At 51.3% G+C, this 17,336-nt stretch carries 14 protein-coding genes; 2 read left to right on the top strand and 12 right to left on the bottom strand.

Features of this window, described 5'->3' with window-relative positions:
* Positions 1 to 17: 17 nt before the first annotated feature.
* The 8 genes from AAIG11_RS06555 to AAIG11_RS06520 all read right to left on the bottom strand — a co-directional run bounded on the left by AAIG11_RS06555 (position 18) and on the right by AAIG11_RS06520 (position 10,969).
* The gene (locus AAIG11_RS06555; protein WP_343185436.1) at positions 18 to 824 is read right to left on the bottom strand and encodes an MBL fold metallo-hydrolase; all 807 of its coding nucleotides are present in this window, start codon (positions 822 to 824) and stop codon (positions 18 to 20) included.
* Between the two features lie 17 nt (positions 825 to 841).
* Entirely contained in the window at positions 842 to 2,128 is a 1,287-nt protein-coding gene (locus AAIG11_RS06550) for a UDP-N-acetylglucosamine 1-carboxyvinyltransferase (RefSeq protein WP_343185435.1), read from the bottom strand.
* Positions 2,129 to 2,320: 192 nt separating this feature from the next.
* Positions 2,321 to 3,196, bottom strand: coding sequence for a two-component system regulatory protein YycI (yycI, locus tag AAIG11_RS06545; RefSeq protein ID WP_343185434.1), 876 nt, complete (start codon positions 3,194 to 3,196; stop codon positions 2,321 to 2,323).
* A 2-nt stretch (positions 3,197 to 3,198) separates the two neighbouring features.
* A complete protein-coding gene (gene yycH, locus AAIG11_RS06540; RefSeq protein ID WP_343185433.1) occupies positions 3,199 to 4,893 on the bottom strand; it encodes a two-component system activity regulator YycH in 1,695 nt (564 codons plus the stop codon).
* Between the two features lie 7 nt (positions 4,894 to 4,900).
* Complete coding sequence (locus AAIG11_RS06535; protein WP_343185432.1) at positions 4,901 to 5,446, bottom strand: hypothetical protein; 546 nt, start codon at positions 5,444 to 5,446, stop codon at positions 4,901 to 4,903.
* Between the two features lie 510 nt (positions 5,447 to 5,956).
* Positions 5,957 to 7,780: a sensor histidine kinase gene (locus tag AAIG11_RS06530; RefSeq protein WP_343185431.1), complete on the bottom strand. Its 1,824-nt coding sequence runs from the start codon at positions 7,778 to 7,780 to the stop codon at positions 5,957 to 5,959.
* Positions 7,773 to 8,468: a response regulator gene (locus AAIG11_RS06525; RefSeq protein WP_343185430.1), complete on the bottom strand. Its 696-nt coding sequence runs from the start codon at positions 8,466 to 8,468 to the stop codon at positions 7,773 to 7,775. Before AAIG11_RS06525 ends, AAIG11_RS06530 begins: the two co-directional genes overlap by 8 nt.
* 458 nt (positions 8,469 to 8,926) lie before the next feature.
* Complete coding sequence (locus AAIG11_RS06520; protein WP_343185429.1) at positions 8,927 to 10,969, bottom strand: peptidoglycan DD-metalloendopeptidase family protein; 2,043 nt, start codon at positions 10,967 to 10,969, stop codon at positions 8,927 to 8,929.
* A 389-nt stretch (positions 10,970 to 11,358) separates the two neighbouring features.
* Between AAIG11_RS06520 and AAIG11_RS06515 the strand changes: the two genes are divergently transcribed.
* The gene (locus tag AAIG11_RS06515; protein ID WP_343185428.1) at positions 11,359 to 12,573 is read left to right on the top strand and encodes a DnaD domain-containing protein; all 1,215 of its coding nucleotides are present in this window, start codon (positions 11,359 to 11,361) and stop codon (positions 12,571 to 12,573) included.
* Entirely contained in the window at positions 12,570 to 13,568 is a 999-nt protein-coding gene (locus AAIG11_RS06510) for an ATP-binding protein (RefSeq protein ID WP_343185427.1), read from the top strand. The genes AAIG11_RS06515 and AAIG11_RS06510 overlap by 4 nt, the downstream gene beginning before the upstream one ends.
* A gap of 3 nt (positions 13,569 to 13,571) precedes the next feature.
* Here the strand turns inward: AAIG11_RS06510 and AAIG11_RS06505 are convergent, their stop codons facing one another.
* The 4 genes from AAIG11_RS06505 to AAIG11_RS06490 all read right to left on the bottom strand — a co-directional run bounded on the left by AAIG11_RS06505 (position 13,572) and on the right by AAIG11_RS06490 (position 17,283).
* Entirely contained in the window at positions 13,572 to 14,855 is a 1,284-nt protein-coding gene (locus AAIG11_RS06505) for an adenylosuccinate synthase (protein ID WP_343185426.1), read from the bottom strand.
* A gap of 433 nt (positions 14,856 to 15,288) precedes the next feature.
* A complete protein-coding gene (locus AAIG11_RS06500) occupies positions 15,289 to 15,600 on the bottom strand; it encodes a YbjQ family protein (RefSeq protein WP_343185425.1) in 312 nt (103 codons plus the stop codon).
* Positions 15,581 to 15,805 carry a hypothetical protein gene (locus tag AAIG11_RS06495; RefSeq protein WP_343185424.1) on the bottom strand — a complete coding sequence of 75 codons (225 nt, stop codon included), beginning with the start codon at positions 15,803 to 15,805 and terminating at the stop codon, positions 15,581 to 15,583. Before AAIG11_RS06495 ends, AAIG11_RS06500 begins: the two co-directional genes overlap by 20 nt.
* A gap of 344 nt (positions 15,806 to 16,149) precedes the next feature.
* Positions 16,150 to 17,283, bottom strand: coding sequence for an FIST signal transduction protein (locus AAIG11_RS06490; protein WP_343185423.1), 1,134 nt, complete (start codon positions 17,281 to 17,283; stop codon positions 16,150 to 16,152).
* Between the last annotated feature and the right edge of the window lie 53 nt (positions 17,284 to 17,336).

Here is a 17,336-nt window from a genome sequence, read left to right as displayed (position 1 = left end):
TTTCAACACCTCTTCCATTATGTACCCGTGGCAAATCGGTACAAACAGCTGACATGCTCGCGGACAGACAAATTCAGTTCCAGATCCCTGCCAGGCACCATGCCGTTTTCTGCCAGTATGCCGGTGACAGTGGAAAGGGCCAAGGCGGGAAAGTTGTTTTCCCGGCTGAGATGCGCCAGCAACACAGATTTCACATTGTTGCGCACCATGTCCACCACAGCCATTCCTGCGGCTTCATTGGACAGATGCCCCAGGTCTGACATAATACGGCGCTTTAAGGGGTAGGGGTAATGCCCCACCTGAAGCATGTCCACATCGTGATTGGATTCCATGATCACCAAATCGGCATTTTCAACGGTTTTCATCAGGGTGGTGGGAATCTGCCCCAGATCAGTGGCGATGCATACCTTCACTTTGCCTGTTTCCATAACGAAGCCCACCGGTTCTGCCGCATCATGAGACAGGTGGTAGGGGATAATGCCCATACCGCCCACGGTAAAGGGTTTTTCTGAATCGAAAATGCGCTGATGCTCCGGCTTGATTTTTCCCAGTTTATGTGCCATGGCCTCCCAGGTGGCGGCGTTGGCATAAATGGGTAAGTCAAAGCGCCGGGATAAAATCCCGGCACCCTGGATATGGTCCTGATGTTCATGGCTGATGAGAATCCCCGTCAGCCGGGCGGGGTCAACGCTGACATCTGTCAGACGCTGCTGAATCTGTTTGCCGCTTAGGCCGGCATCAATGAGCAGGGCTTCTCCGTTGTTGCTGAAAAGGTGACAATTGCCGCTGCTGCCGCTGGCCAGGGTACAGAATAAAGTCTTCATGCTGATGCCTCCCGCGGTTAGTCTTCCACGGTGACCCGGTGCACATCTGCCCCCAGGTTTTGAATTTTTTCCTGAAACAGGTCGTAGCCCCTGTCGAGAAAGTGAATGTTTTCCACTTCGGTGATGCCTTCAGCCATGAGCCCGGCAATCACCAGTGAAGCGGCTGCCCGGAGATCGGTAGCGGTGACGGTGGCTCCCATGAGTTTATCCACGCCTTCAATGACTGCCACCCGGCCTTCCACTTTGATGTTGGCGCCCATTTTTTTCAGCTGATCCACATGTTTAAACCGGCCTTCAAAAATGGTTTCAGTGACGATCCCAATGCCCTTGGCCACCGAAAGAAGAGCGCTCATGGGCTGCTGTAAATCAGTGGGAAACCCGGGGTACACCAGGGTTTTTATGTTCACATTTTTCAGGGGTTTGGTGGCGTTCACCCGCACGCTCAGAGATTCGTCTTCTTCTGTGATTTCAACGCCCATTTCTTTCAGCTTGGCGGTGACCGACTCCAAATGTTTGGGAATGACTTTGTTCACCACCACATCACCACCGGTGGCGGCAGCGGCGATCATATAGGTGCCGGCTTCGATCTGGTCGGGAATCACGGTATGGTGACAGCCACCCAGTTTTTCCACGCCATTGATGCGAATGACATCGGTGCCTGCCCCACGAATTTCAGCGCCCATGCAGTTTAGAAAGTTGGCCACATCAACAATATGAGGTTCTTTGGCTGCGTTTTCAATCACGGTGCGGCCTTCTGCCAGCACTGCTGCCAACATCACGTTGATGGTGGCGCCCACGCTGACCATATCAAGGTATATTTCGGTGCCCACCAGCTTTTCCGCTTCAACGGAAATAATGCCGTGCTCAATGGAGACAGTGGCTCCCAGGGCTTCAAAGCCTTTGATGTGCTGATCGATGGGACGCACACCAATATTGCACCCGCCGGGATAGGCAACGCGTGCTTTTTTAAAGCGGCCCAGGGCAGCTCCCAGAAAATAATAGGATGCCCGCAGGTTTTTAGCCATGTCGTAATCAGCATAGCATTCGGTCATGGTGGTGGTGTCGATGTGAAGGGAATGGGATCCATTCACAGGGTTCAGGCCATTTTCTGTGACAGTGGCTCCCAAATCACGTAGAATTTGTGTCAGTATTTTGATATCGCTGATGCCTGGCAGATTATCGATCACACAGGGCGCACCCGCCAGTACCGTTGCCGGAATCAGTGCCACCGCTGAATTCTTGAATCCGCTGACATCCACCTGGCCTTTCAGTTTAACGCCGCCTTTAATAATCAGTTTTTCCATATGGTACCCGGCAGTTAAGCCGGAGATTCACCACCCTTATCCACTCATAGTCTGTTGCGGTTTTCCTGACAAAAAAACAAGCACCGATGTCTGAGAATGAAATGCCTGTGTGCTTGTCTGCCGAAAAAAACTTTCAAGAAGACTTTATGCTATTTGGGTGGTTTTGTCAAGTTTTTCGTTGTGGCATGGGTATTAGAAGGCTTCCTGATAAAAGGTGGTGCCATTTTTTAAGACGATTTTCCAGGCAGGCACTGCTGTTCCCGAGGCCACGCTTTCCCACTGGGTAAAGGGATCCCGGGTCAGTGCAAAGTAATAGCCTGCTTCCACACGACTGACTACCACAGGGCCTTCACCCCGGTGTACTCGGCCTATCTCATCCAGCTTGCGCAGCAATGCTTCAGGGGCGCTGATCATCACCCGGGGAGTGCCGGTTTGATCTGAAGCAGCCGGATCTTCCAACAGAAGGGCTTCCACTGCCACAACGCCCCGCTGGTTCATGTAGACATGCACATAGCTTTCCCCCACAAACCGTCCCTGATAGGTCTGTTCATAAACCAGTTTATGCAGCGGTTCTGCATCATATTCCGGCACCATGCCTAGGTAAATCTGGCTGAGGGTGAGCCCTCCTGTGGAGAAGTCGTAGTTCTCCAGCAGCGCCTGGCTGACAGTTTCCAGGGTTTCTTCCCTTAGATCAGGGGGGGGTGACAGGGGTTCTGCCGGCTGCCAGGCTAAAAGCTTGTCATTGGTGATGGTGACCTGTCCACTTGTACTCTGGTAGGTATGGGGGGCAATTTGTTCCCAGTCGTCTCCCAGCAGGCGGGTGATCATGCTGTTTTCAAAAAAGCGATAGGTGACGGTAATGGCACTCAGGGAGGGGGTCTGCCGGGGCAATGGGGTTTCCAGCACCACGTTTTCATCCTCAAGAAAAGCCAGTGTTTGCTGCAGGTAGGCTTCACTCACTCCGGCGGCTTGCTGCCGGGTGGGATCTGTCAACAAAGCTGCCCCCAGCAAGAGATTGGTGACCAGAAAGGCAGCGATCAGTATGGATTTGGCTTTGGTCCAGTCCACGATTACAACTCCCTTTCCGTAAGGGTAAAGGTATTGATGCGAACGCCTTCATGCGCATCGTAGTCATACACCCGGTTCTCGATGATCAACCGCCAGACGGGGACCATCAGCTGACGCCGGTGGGTGTCTTCCCTGTCCAGGTAGATGAGTTCAATGGATTCAATGGCCTGTAGAAGTTCATCGCCGCTGAAGCTGGATGTCTCTGGCAATGTCCCGGAATCATGGTCTGATGATGGTGCTGGCATTGCTTCTGAAGATGATTCAGCAGATGGTTGGTAAGATGGTTCCTGTGCATTTGGTTGCACTGTATCGGTTGGATTCAGGGATTCAGTGGAGTCTTTCTGTTCCAACGCCGGCTGCAGCCCTTCTCTTTCAGGTTCTGCTGCATTTTCGGGATCACGTGCTGTTTCGTCGCCGGGAGGAGTGGTGGTGTCAATGCCAGTGGCTGGCTCTGAGAATCCCCTGGCGGCGGCCATCTCTGCCAGCAATTGGTTGAAGTTTTCTTCCACCAGCCGGTGGGGAGATAAAATGCCGCTTTCAGGCAGTACTTCCGGCAGGCTCATGGGGCGGCGAATAAAGGTACGGTAGCTGCGCACACTGTTGCCATACACATCAATTTCCACTGGCTGCTGCTGCCGTGAAAGCGCCACCGGCAGTTCGCGCAGGCGGTAACTGAAGGTGAAGCGATAGCCTCTTTGGTTGTTGTGTTCCAGAAGCTTCACTTCCTGTAGTACCAGATCTGCATTCAGACCGCCATGGCGGGCCATGAAGAGAAGGGCGGTATCCAGCGCTTTGCCCACGCTGGTGCTTGACTGGTTTCCGGTTTCAGCCGTATACTCCAGCCGCCCCCGATTGGTGATGCGTACCTCCTGCTGCCCGTAACCGTACATGTAAATCCGGGTGCCTCCAGTTTCCTGAATGGTTTTCACAAAGTCAAAGTTTTCATTGAAAAATCGGCCGGCCCACAGGTTCATCTGTTGATCACTGCTGACATCCACTTCGCTTTCGGTGAAAAGACGGGGCAGGTTGTTCTGGTGGGTGAGGGGCAATAGCACCTCATTGCCCGCATAGGAAAACAGCGGGTAGTATTTCACGTAGCTGTTCACGGGAATGCTGTCCAGCAGTTCTCCCGGATCAGTGGCTGCAGTCATTTGCTGCTGGGTAATCCGAAATTCGTAGGTGGTTCCGACTTCATCCACCATGTACAGGGTTCCCAGATAGCGGCCGGGAATCAGCACCCGGGAAATCTGGCTGAGAACAGCCGTTACCTGGTTTTCCTGCTGATCATATAAGGTGGCAAGCAGGGCTGCCGGAAACCCTTCTGCAAAGTGAAGTTCAATACTGCGGCTGCCCTTTACCTGCTGATAATCTTCATACGAAACAACCTGGACGGTGGGCTCGGAAATAAAGTGATCTTTCAGGATCACTTGAAGTTCCTGCCAGAACCTGTCCAGGTCTTGGGGTTTGATGAGACTGTAGTGGCTGTTTTCCACGCCGCCGCCAAAGCCGGCAACAATGCTGACGGGCCGAATAATCCTGGCCCTTTCCTGTTCAAGGATTTCAGCTTCTTCCAAATAAGAAGCCTCCGAAGTGATAAGCTGCAGAGGCGAGTGGAACCAGACACGCTGGGTAAGCACCACGCTGGTGACGACAAGAAATGTCAGCAGCAGGCTTTTCAATTTTTCTTTATGCATCATGGGAGTCTCACTCCGTTGGCTGCGGAATCTCAGTGGTATTGGTCAACCGCCGAATCAGATCGGTGGCGGTGGTTTCCCTCACGTTACGGGTCAGTTCTTCCCGCACTTCTTCCAGGTCTTTCACGGTGATGCGACGTTCGATCACCAGTCGGTCTTCATCGGCTTCGACTTCCAGTGCACTGACGGGTGTTTCAGGCAATCCGTTCAGGTAAGTGGTGAGGAAAATGCGGTTCATGCCCTTTTTCAGCTGCAATTCTACCCACCCACGTTCAAGAGCTCCAATTTCAAAAATCATGGGCTCATAAAGGGCAGTGAAATTATCTTCATCTGTTAGACTGGCATTGTGAAACACTTCAACGGTGACGGTGCTTCCCTGGGGAGCACTGAATGAAAGCATGGCAACTTCCCGGCTGGTCACCCGGTCTTTTTGGGGCACCAACACTTCAAAACCCGCGGCAGCGGCTTCCTGTTCATCTGTATTTGCAAATACCGGGCCCACCTGTACACTCAGCATCAAGAGTACCAGCAAACCAGTTATGATCCATTTTTTCATGGGTTTCATCCTCCATCAGTCTCGCACATCTCCACAAGCATCCATCTATTGGCCGTCCGATAGATCGCTGCTGCTCATCATAGAATCATTTTGCTGAACGACTCATCGAAATAATCCACAATAATCCACCGAAAGTAATGACTCTTTTTATATCTTTTTCAGTATCAACAATTTCATTATAGCGGATCGATGTTACAAACAGATTACAGCCGCGTTAAAATAGCGTGACACCCCATGACATTGTAACGAAAGGGCTTTTGTCTGTTTTGGCCTATGTTACGCCCTTGTGCTGATGATGCCATGAATGACAGGGAAATTGATGATGATCCCGATGATCTTCACATTTTAAAGATTCTTGTAAGCGCCTTGCTGAAGATACTTATGAAGGCGCAAATACGCATGATGGCACTTGCTGAGAGGTGCTGCCCCTTTTAACAAAACTGTGGATAGAGGTATGAAGGTGCCTGTAAAGAGACTCTGTGAAGGCTTTCGTGATAGGCTAAAAGGTGTTTAGGATGGTTGAGCGACCGCTTCTTTTTCAGAAGTCTCTTCTCCGGAATACAGGGGCAGGCGCATTACCACCCGGGTGCCTTTGCCCTCTCTGCTGTAAAGATGAATGCTGCCGCCGTGGGCTTCCACAATCTGCCTGGCAATGGAAAGGCCCAGGCCAGTGCCTCCCATTTCCCGGGAACGGGCTTTATCAACGCGATAAAAGCGTTCAAAAACCCGGGGGAGATCTTGACTGGGAATTCCAATGCCATTGTCCTGAATGGTAAGGGAGATGGCGGCCTGTTCTTTTTCCAGGTAGAGGTGTAGGTTCCCTCCGTTGGGGGTGTATTTGATGGCATTGCTGAAAAGGTTCAAAATCACCTGTTCGATGGCATCCTGATCACCAAAGGTAGTTAGCGGCTGATCCGGCGGATCATAGGTTACCCGGTGCTGTTTTTGCTGAAGGGGCTGGTCCAGGTTGCGCAGCACTTTTTCCATGAGGGCCCGCAGATTCACAGGCTGGGGCTCCCATTTCATTTGTTGGTAATCAAGGTTGGAAAGCTGAAGCAATTCTCTGACAAGACGGGTCATCCGGTCGGCTTCGTCATTGATGACTTTTAGAAAACGCTGTTCCATGGCCGGATCGTCTATGCTGCCCTCCAGCATGGTTTCGGTGTAGCTTTTAATGGTGGTGAGCGGTGTTTTCAGCTCGTGGGACACATTGGCCACAAACTCCTTGCGCATTTTTTCCAGTTTTTCATGCTCCGTGATGTCCTGCAGCAACAGTACCATCCCTTCTGCTTCGCCGGCTTCACTGCGGTAAGGTGCATAACTGGCTCGCAACTTGGTGCCGTCGGGCATATCCAATACCTCCACCCCGCTGAAATCCCGGTGTTCTTCCTGCAGCACTTTCAGGGACAGGGGCTGATTAATGGGCTGGAACAGCTGATCGAAGGTTTTGTTTTCTGCTTCTTCCCGTGTAAGGGAAAGCATGGCCAGCGCCCGGGAATTAATGTGAATGAGCGTGCCTTCTATGGTGGTGGCGATAACACCATCGGCCATGTCAGTGAGGATGGTATCCAGCTTCTGCTTTTCGCTGGATACTTCCTGCAGCAGTGTTTTCAGCCGGGCGGTGAGGTAGTTGAACATGCTGGCCAACTGACCAATTTCATCGCTGGACTTCACTTCCACCACCTGGTCAAAATCACCCCGGGCCATTTTGGAGGCTTTCACTGTTACGTCTCGTATGGGACCGGTAATGCTGGAGGCTATCAAGTAGCCCAGCAGGATGGTAATGCCCAGGGCCACCAGCGTGGACCTGAGCATGATGAATTTGGACTGGTCGAGGGTTTGATAAATATCTCCCAGGTCTTTGCGAACGTAAACCACACCATTGATCCGATTGTCTTCATCGTAAAGGGGAAAAGCCATGTTTTTTGAGCTGATGCCCTGGGTGCCTGCCAGCACGTCTTTTTCCATATCATGGCCGTTGAGGGCTCCCAAAATCAGGTCTGGTTCCAGAATGTGGGTGGCGTTTTCATTGAGATAGGTCAGGTTGGTGCTGGCTGCGATGGTGAACCGGCTGCCTCTTTCAATCACATAGATTTCCATCCCCACCCGTTCATAAAGGTTCAGGTTCTCCTGGGTTTCCTGGGGTTGGTTTTGCCAGTCAATGCTTTGCAGGGTGGTGGCCACGCTGCTGGAAATGGAAACGATGTTGTTCCGTTCCACCCCCAGATGGTAGTTTTCAAACTGACGAATCATAAACAGGCCCACAATGACCATCGCCATGAAAATCAGCAGAAAATAGATGGTGATGATCTTAATGCGGATGCTTTTAAACATGCTGGGTCCTCCTGAAATAGTACCCCACACCCCGCTTGGTCATAATATACCGAGGGGTGCTGGGGTTGTCTTCCACTTTTTCCCGCAGTCGGCGTACAGTCACGTCCACTGTGCGAATATCTCCGTAGTATTCGTACCCCCAGACTTCCTTTAACAACTGTTCCCGGGTAAAGACCTGCTCTGGCTGCAGTGCCAGAAAGCGAAGGAGTTCAAACTCACGGATGGTCAGTTCAATGACCGTCTCTTCTTTCTTCACTTCATATTTGCCCAAATCAATGCTGAGGGGACCTGCCACCACTTTTTCCTGAGAATCTCCCTCCGCCGGTCCCACCCGCCGCAGGTTGGCCTTGATACGTGCCAGGAGTTCCCGCATGCCAAAGGGCTTGGTAATGTAATCATCGGCTCCCATTTCCAGCCCCAGCACCTTGTCCACTTCTTCTTCTTTGGCGGTAAGCATGAGTATGGGAAAGTTGTGATGCTCTCTCACTTTGCGGCACACCTGGAAACCATCCATTTTGGGGATCATGAGATCCAACAACATCAGGTCGGGCTGAAAGGTACGCACTTTCACCAAGGCGTCTTCTCCGTCACCGGCCACTTCTGTCTGATAGCCTTCTTTTTCAAGATTAAACTTAATGATATCGGCAATGTTCCGTTCATCTTCCACAATGAGGATGCGGGTTTTCATGACCGTCACCTTCCTTTTCTCCCTGGGGGTGATTTACCGCCGGTGCCTTGTTCTTATGAGCATCATACCAGAAATCAGCCATAAAAAAAAGTAGGCCGACCGCTTTCTCAACCTATCACCTTCAGATGGCTGCCCGACGCATTGTTTTCGCTGATGGCTCTTCCATCATCCTTTTGCACTGCCGTTTCACCACTTCCCCAGTGTCTGCTCCCGGCGTTTCCTGGGAATACAAAAAACCTCGGCTATGGCAGAATGACAGGGAATAGGGAACAGGGAATAAGAAGCTGGAAAATAGTGCAAAGACTTAACCCACAGCTATTCTGCGCATGCTGTTTCCTATGCCAAAAAACCCGGCTATGGCCGGGGTTTTTGGTGTTTGGTTATTTTATCGATGGGTGTCATGCTTTGCATGTGCCATTCTTCGATTGATGGGTATTACCTGGACTGGCTGATCTGATTTAGTAGTTTACAAATCCCAGGGGATTCACAGGAGTGCCGTTTTTACGCACTTCAAAGTGAAGATGCGGGCCAGTGCTGCGGCCGGTGGTGCCGATGGTGCCAATAAGCTGGTCTTTATGAACCCGCGTGCCTGCTGAAACTGACATGCTGTTCAGATGGGCGTAATAGGTCTGATAGCCATTTTCATGGTCAATGATCACCAGCTGTCCATAGGCGCCTCTGGTTCCGGCAAAAGAAACTTTCCCAGCGTCGGCGGCTTTGACAGCTGTTCCCCGGGAATTGGCAATGTCTATTCCGGTATGCCGTGAACCGCCCCGCATGCCAAAGGGAGAGGTGAGACGTCCCCGGGTGGGGTTCATGAACGTGCCGGTAGCCATGGTGGCTGGCCGTGGCAGGGTTCCCACTGCCACCACCCGTGTGGTGGGCTCAGAAATCCGGTTTTCTTCCAAAATTTCCCGTTCAGCTTCACGGCCATTTTCCCTGACAAGATAGGCTTTAATTTCATGAAAGCCTTCTTCACCCTGGGTGGTAATGCGCCGGTCTCCCTGATAAAGACTGTCTGACTCCACTTCTTCGGTTTCAAAGGGAATGGCTTCTGCCAGCTCTGCGTACTCGCGGGTACGCACCGTCAGATAAGGCGTCGGCACGATGAGATTCAGTTCCTGACCGATGCTCAGTCGTTCTGATACCAGCCCCGGGTTGGCGGCTTCGATTTCTTCCACTGTCATCTCATTTTGGTTGGCAATCAGCCAGGTGCTTTCCCCCGGCTGCACTTCATGCACTTTAATCTCATTGGTGCCTGTTTGAAGGTATTGCAGTGCTTCCTCCATGTCCCAGATATCTGATAAATCGGCTGCCAGTTCTGTCAGTTCAATGCTTTCAGAGAATCCGGTTTCCAGGTACTCCACTTCAGGGTCCAGGTAGGGTTCCATAACCTGACCCAGCAGATTTTCAGCCAACTGACGGCTGGGGAGGATCACCAGCGGTTCTCCGTCAACGGTGAGGGCCGTGGCCTTCACCTTGATCCCCAGTTGATTTTTCAGTGCGGTAATCAGCGCTGTCTGCGAGGTGAGTTCCTCGTCGGTTGCTTTCACTTCCAGCCATTCCCGGGTGTCGGGTATGTATGCTTCCATGCCATACAACTGGCGCATTTCACGTTGCAGGGTTTTCACTGCTTCGTCGAAGGCTTCTTCAGCCTCCCGAACAATCCCCAGAGATTTTCCATCCAAAGTCAGTTCGTAGGCAATCAGGCTTTCCTGGTAACTGTTGTAATAGCTGTTTCCGGCAACAAAGGCGATGGCTGCCACAGCGATTCCCGCCAGGGCCAGTTTCACCTGTTTTTTTCGGAAAAGCATGACGGCCATTGCCACCCACGGGTTCTCTTCTTTTACCTGAGCGGCTGTTTGATGTTCGCCTGAATCAATTGATTCGATTGATTCGATTGATTCAGCAGATGCTGCAAGGGTTTCAGGGAGGGCTGTTGCGCCTCCATTTTCTGGTATCTCAAGAGTTTTCGAAGTCTCCAGCGTTGCTGTTCCCAGCATGATTCTCTGAAGGCTTGATGTCATTTTTGATGACAGCTGCTGAAAAGCAGGCTTGACTTGGGATTTCATGTCTGCTGCCTTTTTCAGGGTGCCGGCTTTCGCCTTTTTCAGTGTGATGGCCGCGAGTTCTTTCAGCCCCACCAGATACAGTATAGCTTTTTCCTGTATGGGAACGGTGGTCGCTTTCATCACGGGTTTTCTTTTTTTCCGAAGCTCCTGCAAACGTGCCGCCCCATCTGCCTCAAGCCTTTGTTGAGCCGGTGTCTGGCGCACATTGTTCTGTACAGTTTCCTGTACGCTTTCTTGTATGGTTTCTTGTATGGTTTCTTGTGCAGATTCCTGCAGCATTTCCTGTGAAGCTTCTTGTATGGTATTCCGCAGGACTTCCTGTGCCTCGGTTTCCTGCACATGTTCCTGTACGGCTTTCATTTCTTGATTTGATGAGTCTTGAATCCAGTCATGCTTTTGTTTCTTTCCTGGACGATGACGCTTGGACATGCCGCTATCCCCTCCCGGTTGATACAAATGTCCTGTGCTTCTTTGCCCGGTTGTTTTCACTGGTGATGTGCCCGGTGTCTTGCACCGGTGAAACACGTAATGCAGCCATGTCATTCGTGAAATGGCTGCCACACGAAATCATTATATCCTACCAAAGTCCCGGCAACAATACAGAACATGTGTTTCTTTGCTTGTGTCGTTGTTGTTGCAATGCTTTCAGCTTTAAGCAACCTTCATAAGCCTTCTTTTTTGATGGAAGGATTTCTCCTCCCCTGCCCTGTGATATAATAAAGGAAAGCTGTCTCTATGATTAGATGCGCCGCGAAAACCCCTCATGTGACCATGAGCAGGTTTGAACCTGAAATGATGTTTGTTTAGGAGTGATACTTATGCCTTTTCGACTGGAAAAAACACCGGTGGACCTTCATGATACTCCGGTGGAAAATCTCTTTCTTGATTTGTATATGCCTCCGGCCCCGGGTGACTTTGTCAAAGTATATCTGCTGGGATACCGCTACGCCCTGGAAGCCTCTGAAGGGAAACGCTTCACCTCCCGCACCATCGCCACCAATCTGAACCTTCCCCTGCAGCAGGTGCTGAAGGCCTGGCAGTACTGGGAAGACAAAGGCCTGGTGCGCCTGACTCACCCTGCGGGATCATCGGTGGGCTTTCCCGGAAAACCCCCGACGGAATCACCAAATGATGATGCCGGCGGTGTGCCCGGTGCTCTCCCCAGTGACGGTTCCGGCAGTGCGCCGGAAGATGCCCCGCTGCCGGAGTCTTCTGTGGAGTTTCTTTCCCTGAAAACCCTTCACCTGAAGCATACCCCCCAGGTAACATCGTCAGCCGTTGAATCCGAGACGCCCCCGCCCCACACCACCACTCCGGCTGAATTACTGGAAGCCAATGAACGGGAAAGTTTTCGCCAGTTCTTTGCTGCCATCAACCGGCTGATGCAGCGCCCCCTGGTTCCCAATGAAGAAATGCAGGTGCTTGACTGGCTTCACCATTTCAAAGTGGAAAAGACGGTGGTGCTCATGGCTTTTGAATATGCCGTGCGTCAGAAAGAAGTGCGCAGTGTGCCCTATGTGGCCGGCATTGTGCGCAACTGGGCCGATGAAGGTTTTCTCACCGGAGAGCAGGTGCAGGCTTTTCTTGATCGCATGCAGCTGCGCTACCGGCAATACGACCAGGTATTTAAAGCCCTGGGCTTTCATGGCCGTCTTCCCTCCGATGCAGAAAGCCGCCTGATGGACCAGTGGCTGGACGCCTTCGGCTTTTCCATGGACATGATTATAAAAGCCTGTGGATTCTCCGCCGGCACCGCCAAACCAAGTATTAAGTATATTCATGGCATTCTGGACCGCTGGCAGAAAGAAGGGCTGACAACCCCTGAAGCTGTGGACCGCCACGAAGCCGACCGCCGACAGCAGGCCACTGAAAAAGCAGGCGCAAAAGACGCCGGACGCCGCGTCACAAGCCCTCCCGTTAAAAAAACCGGCTTTCATCTGCCTGAGAGTCGGGGAAAAGACTACTCCAACGATGAGCTGGAAAAAATACTGTTGGGCCGTAAACGCAGACCCCGCAAGGAGGATGATCAATGAGACGGTCCGCCGTGGTACAGGAAATCATGAAGGACTATGAAAAAAAGCGGCGAATGGCTCAGCGGCGCCGGGAAGAAAAGGTGCAGGCCATTTATGAAGTGGTGCCGGAGCTGGAAGCCCTGGAATCTCAAATGACCCGCCAGGGACTGGCCATCAGCCGCGCCCTGCTGTCTGATCCCCAAAACCAGCAAAGGCTGATACATCAGCTGGAGCAGGAGATGAACCGCCTCCAGGAACGGCGCAGTGCTCTCATGGACGCCCATCATCTCACAGAAGCCGACTTTCAGCCCCACTGGTCATGCCCTCACTGCCAGGACCGGGGGATTTTGAAATCAGGAAAGCATTGCAGCTGCTTCAAGCAACAGCTGATTAACCAGGCCTATCAGATGAGTAATCTGGCGGGTATTCTGGCGAAGGAAAACTTCAAAACCTTCTGCATTGATTTATTTTCAGAAAAAGAAATCCCGGAGGAAGGGCTTTCTCCCCGGGATAATATGCTGCAGGTATTGCAGGAATGTGAAGGCTTTGTCTTTAACTTTGATGAACCCAATGAAAAAAACCTGCTTTTTTACGGCCCCACGGGACTGGGAAAAACCTTTATGGCCAACTGCATTGCCAAAGCCCTGCTGGACCGGGAAAAAGTGGTGATTTACCAGACGGCCATCAAGCTGATTCATCTTCTGGAAAACCACCAGTTTGGCCGGGAAGGCACCCCTCAGGATTCCCAGGTGCTCACCCGTCTTTTTGACTGTGACCTGCTGATCATCGACGATCTGGGCACCGAGCTCACCAACACCTTCACCAACGGCCAGCTTTTTCAGATTATCAACACCCGCCATCTGGAAGGAAAGAAAACCCTGATTTCCACCAACCTGCCCCCGGGAGAACTGATGGTGCGTTACGACGACCGCATCTGCTCCCGCCTTTTTGCTTATTACAGCTTTGTGAAGTTTTTCGGCAAAGATATTCGGTGGGAGGGCCGGGGTTCGGTTTAAAACCTAAATCATGGCTTCCCGCACAATGGTCTGACTTCTTTTGGGCCCCACAGAAATCAGCTTGACAGGAACCCCAGTGAAATCTTCAATGGTTTTCACATAGATCTTGGCTTCTGCCGGCAGATCTTCAAAGGCAGTGTTGCCCGTGATGTCGGTTTGCCAGCCTTTCAGGGTCTGGTAAACCGGTTGGCAGCGGTCAAGATCTGCCAGACTGGCAGGAAAATGAGTGATCACCTGGCCGTCCAGTTCATAGCCGGTGCAGAATTTGATTTCATCGAACTGATCCAACACATCCAGCAGCATGAGGGCAATCCCTGTCATGCCGTTGATGCGGGCCGTGTAGCGGAGCATGATGCCGTCCAGCCAGCCGCAGCGGCGGGGGCGTCCTGTGGTGGTGCCGAACTCATTGCCTTTGATGCGAATGGCGTCACCGGTGGCGTTGTCTTCCTCTGTGGGAAAGGGACCTTTCCCCACTCGGGTGGTGTAGGCTTTGACGATGCCCACCACCTCATCGATTTGATTGGGACCGATGCCGGCACCGGTACAGAAACCGCCTGTGGTGGGATGGGAGGATGTGACATAAGGATAAGTGCCCAGGTCAATGTCCAGCAGTGCTCCCTGTGCCCCCTCCAGCAGCACTTTTTTCCCTGAGTCCAGTGCTTCATGAAGCAACCGGTTGGTGTCGGTAATGTAAGGTGCCAGCTTTTCCCCATAGGCCCGGTAGGTTTCAAAAATAGCCTGGGGGTCGAAGCCTTCTGTCTCATAGATTTTTTCCAGAATGGCATTTTTGCGGGCCACCTGTTTGGCAATGAACTTCTGAAGCCGTTCCGGTCGAAGCAGCTCCCCCACCTGAATGCCAGTGCGTTCAATTTTATCCATGTAGCAGGGCCCGATTCCCCGCTTGGTGGTGCCGATGGACTCTTCACCCCGGGCTTCTTCCTGCAGTTCGTCAATGCGCTTATGATAAGGGAAGATCAGATGAGCCCGTTCGTCAATGAACAGGCGGTTGATGGTGACTCCCTGAGATTCCAGTTTTTCGATTTCTTTCAAAAACCCTTCCGGGTCAAAAACGACACCGTTGGCAATGAGGTTCAGGGTGCCGTCATAGAGCACACCAGAGGGCATCAGATGAAAGGTGTATTTGGTATCTTCCACCACCACCGTGTGACCGGCGTTATTGCCTCCCTGGGCACGAACGATGACTTCGGCCTGGCTTGCCAGGTAATCAATTACTTTTCCTTTTCCCTCGTCGCCCCACTGGGCTCCTACGATGGCTGTTGTCGACATGATTCCCACTCCTTTCAATGCATTCTCATCCTATCACAGACAGGCAAAATGGGTCAATATGAATGTGAATGTTTTTTTTAAAAATCAATTTGTTGTTCTGCCGCCACTGATTATTATAGTTGTTTTCATATGGTATTATTCATTTTTTTATCCCGTTGACTGCTGTTTCAATCATTTCATCCTCCAATGTCATTTCCAACGAACTGACTGCGCCCGCATTGATGCTTAACGGGAATCTCCCCCTTCGCACCCTTGAGAACCTGATGGGGCTGGGTGGAAGCCATCTCTGCCCTTTGTTTCACATGAACAGACAAACACCCTTCAAATGAATTCCAACTGTTGTCAGCACAACAATCAGATACCATTTAAAGGGTGTTGGCACCGACTTTCACAAATGTCTTCAGGCACTCACGTTTGATCAGCTTGCTCCGGTCTATCGAAACCTGACGGCGGTTCCATACACAAGGATCTCTGCTGCTCCCTGCATCACAGCCGCAGAGGTGTACCGTACATTGATAACGCCGTCGGCTCCCATGGCCTGGGCTTCTTCAACCATTCTTTTGGTGGCTTTCGCCCGTGCCTCATTCATCATTTCTGAATAGGCCGTCAGCTCTCCGCCCACCAGCCCTTTCAGGCCGCTCATGATGTCTTTGCCCACATGTTTGGCCTGAATCACAGAGCCCTTCACCATTCCCAGGGTTTCCAGTTCTTTTCCAGTGATAAAATCAGTATTGACGATAATCATCATCTTCCTCCTCTTTCAGTTCTTTCAGCCGTTCCACCAGTACCCGCAGGGCCATTCCCATGAAAAGCAGAATGAACAGCAGCCCCACCACTTTGAAAACAGTGACAGGGAAAGTTCCCTGGGGAATCATTAAAATACCAAATCCATAAAACCCCAGCCAGATGAGAATAACACCAATGATCAACAACGGTATCAGATATTTCATCAACCCTCACCACCTCTTTTCACGGTGCGCCTATACCCGCACGTCGCATTCACTGCCTTTATGCCGTATGTTTGCCTGCAGCGGGGCATCGGTTTTTATGTGCAGCTGTTTCCTTAATGCTGCCTTTGATGCTGCCCTCTGTACGGCCTATATCTTACTGCATGTCTTACCGTCTATCTTAACGTAAAAATCAGCAAATTGTTTCTGTCTTTTTTAAAGTGGTCCGCTGACTGATTGCTGGTGTGGACGGGCTTACAAATGCTTATCTGAACCGCTTCTGATCAGTTTTCACTTTGTTTTTCTTTATTTGCTTTTCTTTACTTGTTTTCTTTACTTTTTTTCTTTTACTGAAGAAGGGCTGTGACGATGGTCTTGTTATGAAAGGCCAGATTGTCGCTGCGCAGATTGGCAAATTCTCCCAGTGTCAGGGCTCCCATCACCGTCGCTTCTGTTTTGACAATCTTCAGTTCTTCCTCAAAGTCATGGTTTAAGTACAGCACCCTGGAAATGCAGTCGATGACAAGCATGGCAACGGCTGTTTCAGCCTGCTGACCAGTGACAGCTTCAAAACTGATCGCAGCGTTTTTTCTGGCTGCTGCCGCCCCCTGCAGCAAAGACTCCCGGTCGCCTCTGAGCACGTGGATAATGGCATTCACCGGCACTTCTCCCACGCAGATCAGGTCTTTCTCTGAGTTGGTTGCAATGGGATCACGCACAATCATTTCCAGATTCATGTTCATGATTCCCAGCGGGTAGTTTTTGGCCAGGTGAAAAAAATCATATTCCTGAAAGCTGTTACCAGAAAGACTCTCCACCATTTCCTGATAGACTTCAAACGCTGGCTGCCAGTCAATGGAAATGACTCGGTTGCCCTCAGCGGCGGTGACTTTATGGGGTTCTGATATGGGCTGCCACCCATGGGCAACACCCACACCGCTTTTTTGACGGACAAGGGCCAGCACTGCGGCATTTTCTTTCAACCCTTCTGATGTAAAGATGCAGGGTTTTTGAATGAACTGGAGAGATCCTGCACCACCCCCGATGTAGTTGGGCATGGCACCCAGAGACTGAAACAGACTGTCCCGCAGTGCTTCGATACACCCGCTGAGCCCGTCGGCAAAAATAAACATGGTCTGATCACGCAAGTCTTCTTTTTCGTAAGTTTTTTCTATGATTTGCCTGATGACGGCGGAATCGTTTTTCAGATCGTCAATGGAAAGGGTTTTCAGCGGACAGGTAAAGCCGGCGGCAAGGGTTCCCTTTGATGTTTTTTCAGCCTCATAAATAATTTCCGGGAAAACGCCTCCCCACAGAGGTTTGGTGCATTTTGTCAGCAAGGGGTCTATTGTTTGGGGGGTGAATTCATTGGCGTCACAAGCAAAAATCATAATTCCTGTGATGCTCTCCTCCTGACATAGTACCTTCAACAGGCTTTTCAGGCCTTCAACGGAACCCTCCCTGTCAAACATTATTTTCATCTGTACCGCCTCCTTTCATCATTGAATCTTCTCCTGTGAATCTTAGCCGCTGC

This window comes from Anoxynatronum sibiricum, from assembly GCF_039414295.1.
GTDB lineage: Bacteria > Bacillota > Clostridia > Peptostreptococcales > Tindalliaceae > Anoxynatronum > Anoxynatronum sibiricum.
This window is presented reverse-complemented; position numbering and strand designations above follow the sequence as displayed.

Coding starts and splice junctions, on each gene's coding strand:
- AAIG11_RS06555 (WP_343185436.1), bottom strand. CDS start 824: ATGAAGACTTTATTCTGTACCCTGGCCAGCGGCAGCAGCGGCAATTGT.
- AAIG11_RS06550 (WP_343185435.1), bottom strand. CDS start 2,128: ATGGAAAAACTGATTATTAAAGGCGGCGTTAAACTGAAAGGCCAGGTG.
- yycH (WP_343185433.1), bottom strand. CDS start 4,893: ATGATGCATAAAGAAAAATTGAAAAGCCTGCTGCTGACATTTCTTGTC.
- AAIG11_RS06535 (WP_343185432.1), bottom strand. CDS start 5,446: ATGAAAAAATGGATCATAACTGGTTTGCTGGTACTCTTGATGCTGAGT.
- AAIG11_RS06530 (WP_343185431.1), bottom strand. CDS start 7,780: ATGTTTAAAAGCATCCGCATTAAGATCATCACCATCTATTTTCTGCTG.
- AAIG11_RS06525 (WP_343185430.1), bottom strand. CDS start 8,468: ATGAAAACCCGCATCCTCATTGTGGAAGATGAACGGAACATTGCCGAT.
- AAIG11_RS06520 (WP_343185429.1), bottom strand. CDS start 10,969: ATGTCCAAGCGTCATCGTCCAGGAAAGAAACAAAAGCATGACTGGATT.
- AAIG11_RS06515 (WP_343185428.1), top strand. CDS start 11,359: ATGCCTTTTCGACTGGAAAAAACACCGGTGGACCTTCATGATACTCCG.
- AAIG11_RS06510 (WP_343185427.1), top strand. CDS start 12,570: ATGAGACGGTCCGCCGTGGTACAGGAAATCATGAAGGACTATGAAAAA.
- AAIG11_RS06505 (WP_343185426.1), bottom strand. CDS start 14,855: ATGTCGACAACAGCCATCGTAGGAGCCCAGTGGGGCGACGAGGGAAAA.
- AAIG11_RS06500 (WP_343185425.1), bottom strand. CDS start 15,600: ATGATTATCGTCAATACTGATTTTATCACTGGAAAAGAACTGGAAACC.
- AAIG11_RS06495 (WP_343185424.1), bottom strand. CDS start 15,805: ATGAAATATCTGATACCGTTGTTGATCATTGGTGTTATTCTCATCTGG.
- AAIG11_RS06490 (WP_343185423.1), bottom strand. CDS start 17,283: ATGAAAATAATGTTTGACAGGGAGGGTTCCGTTGAAGGCCTGAAAAGC.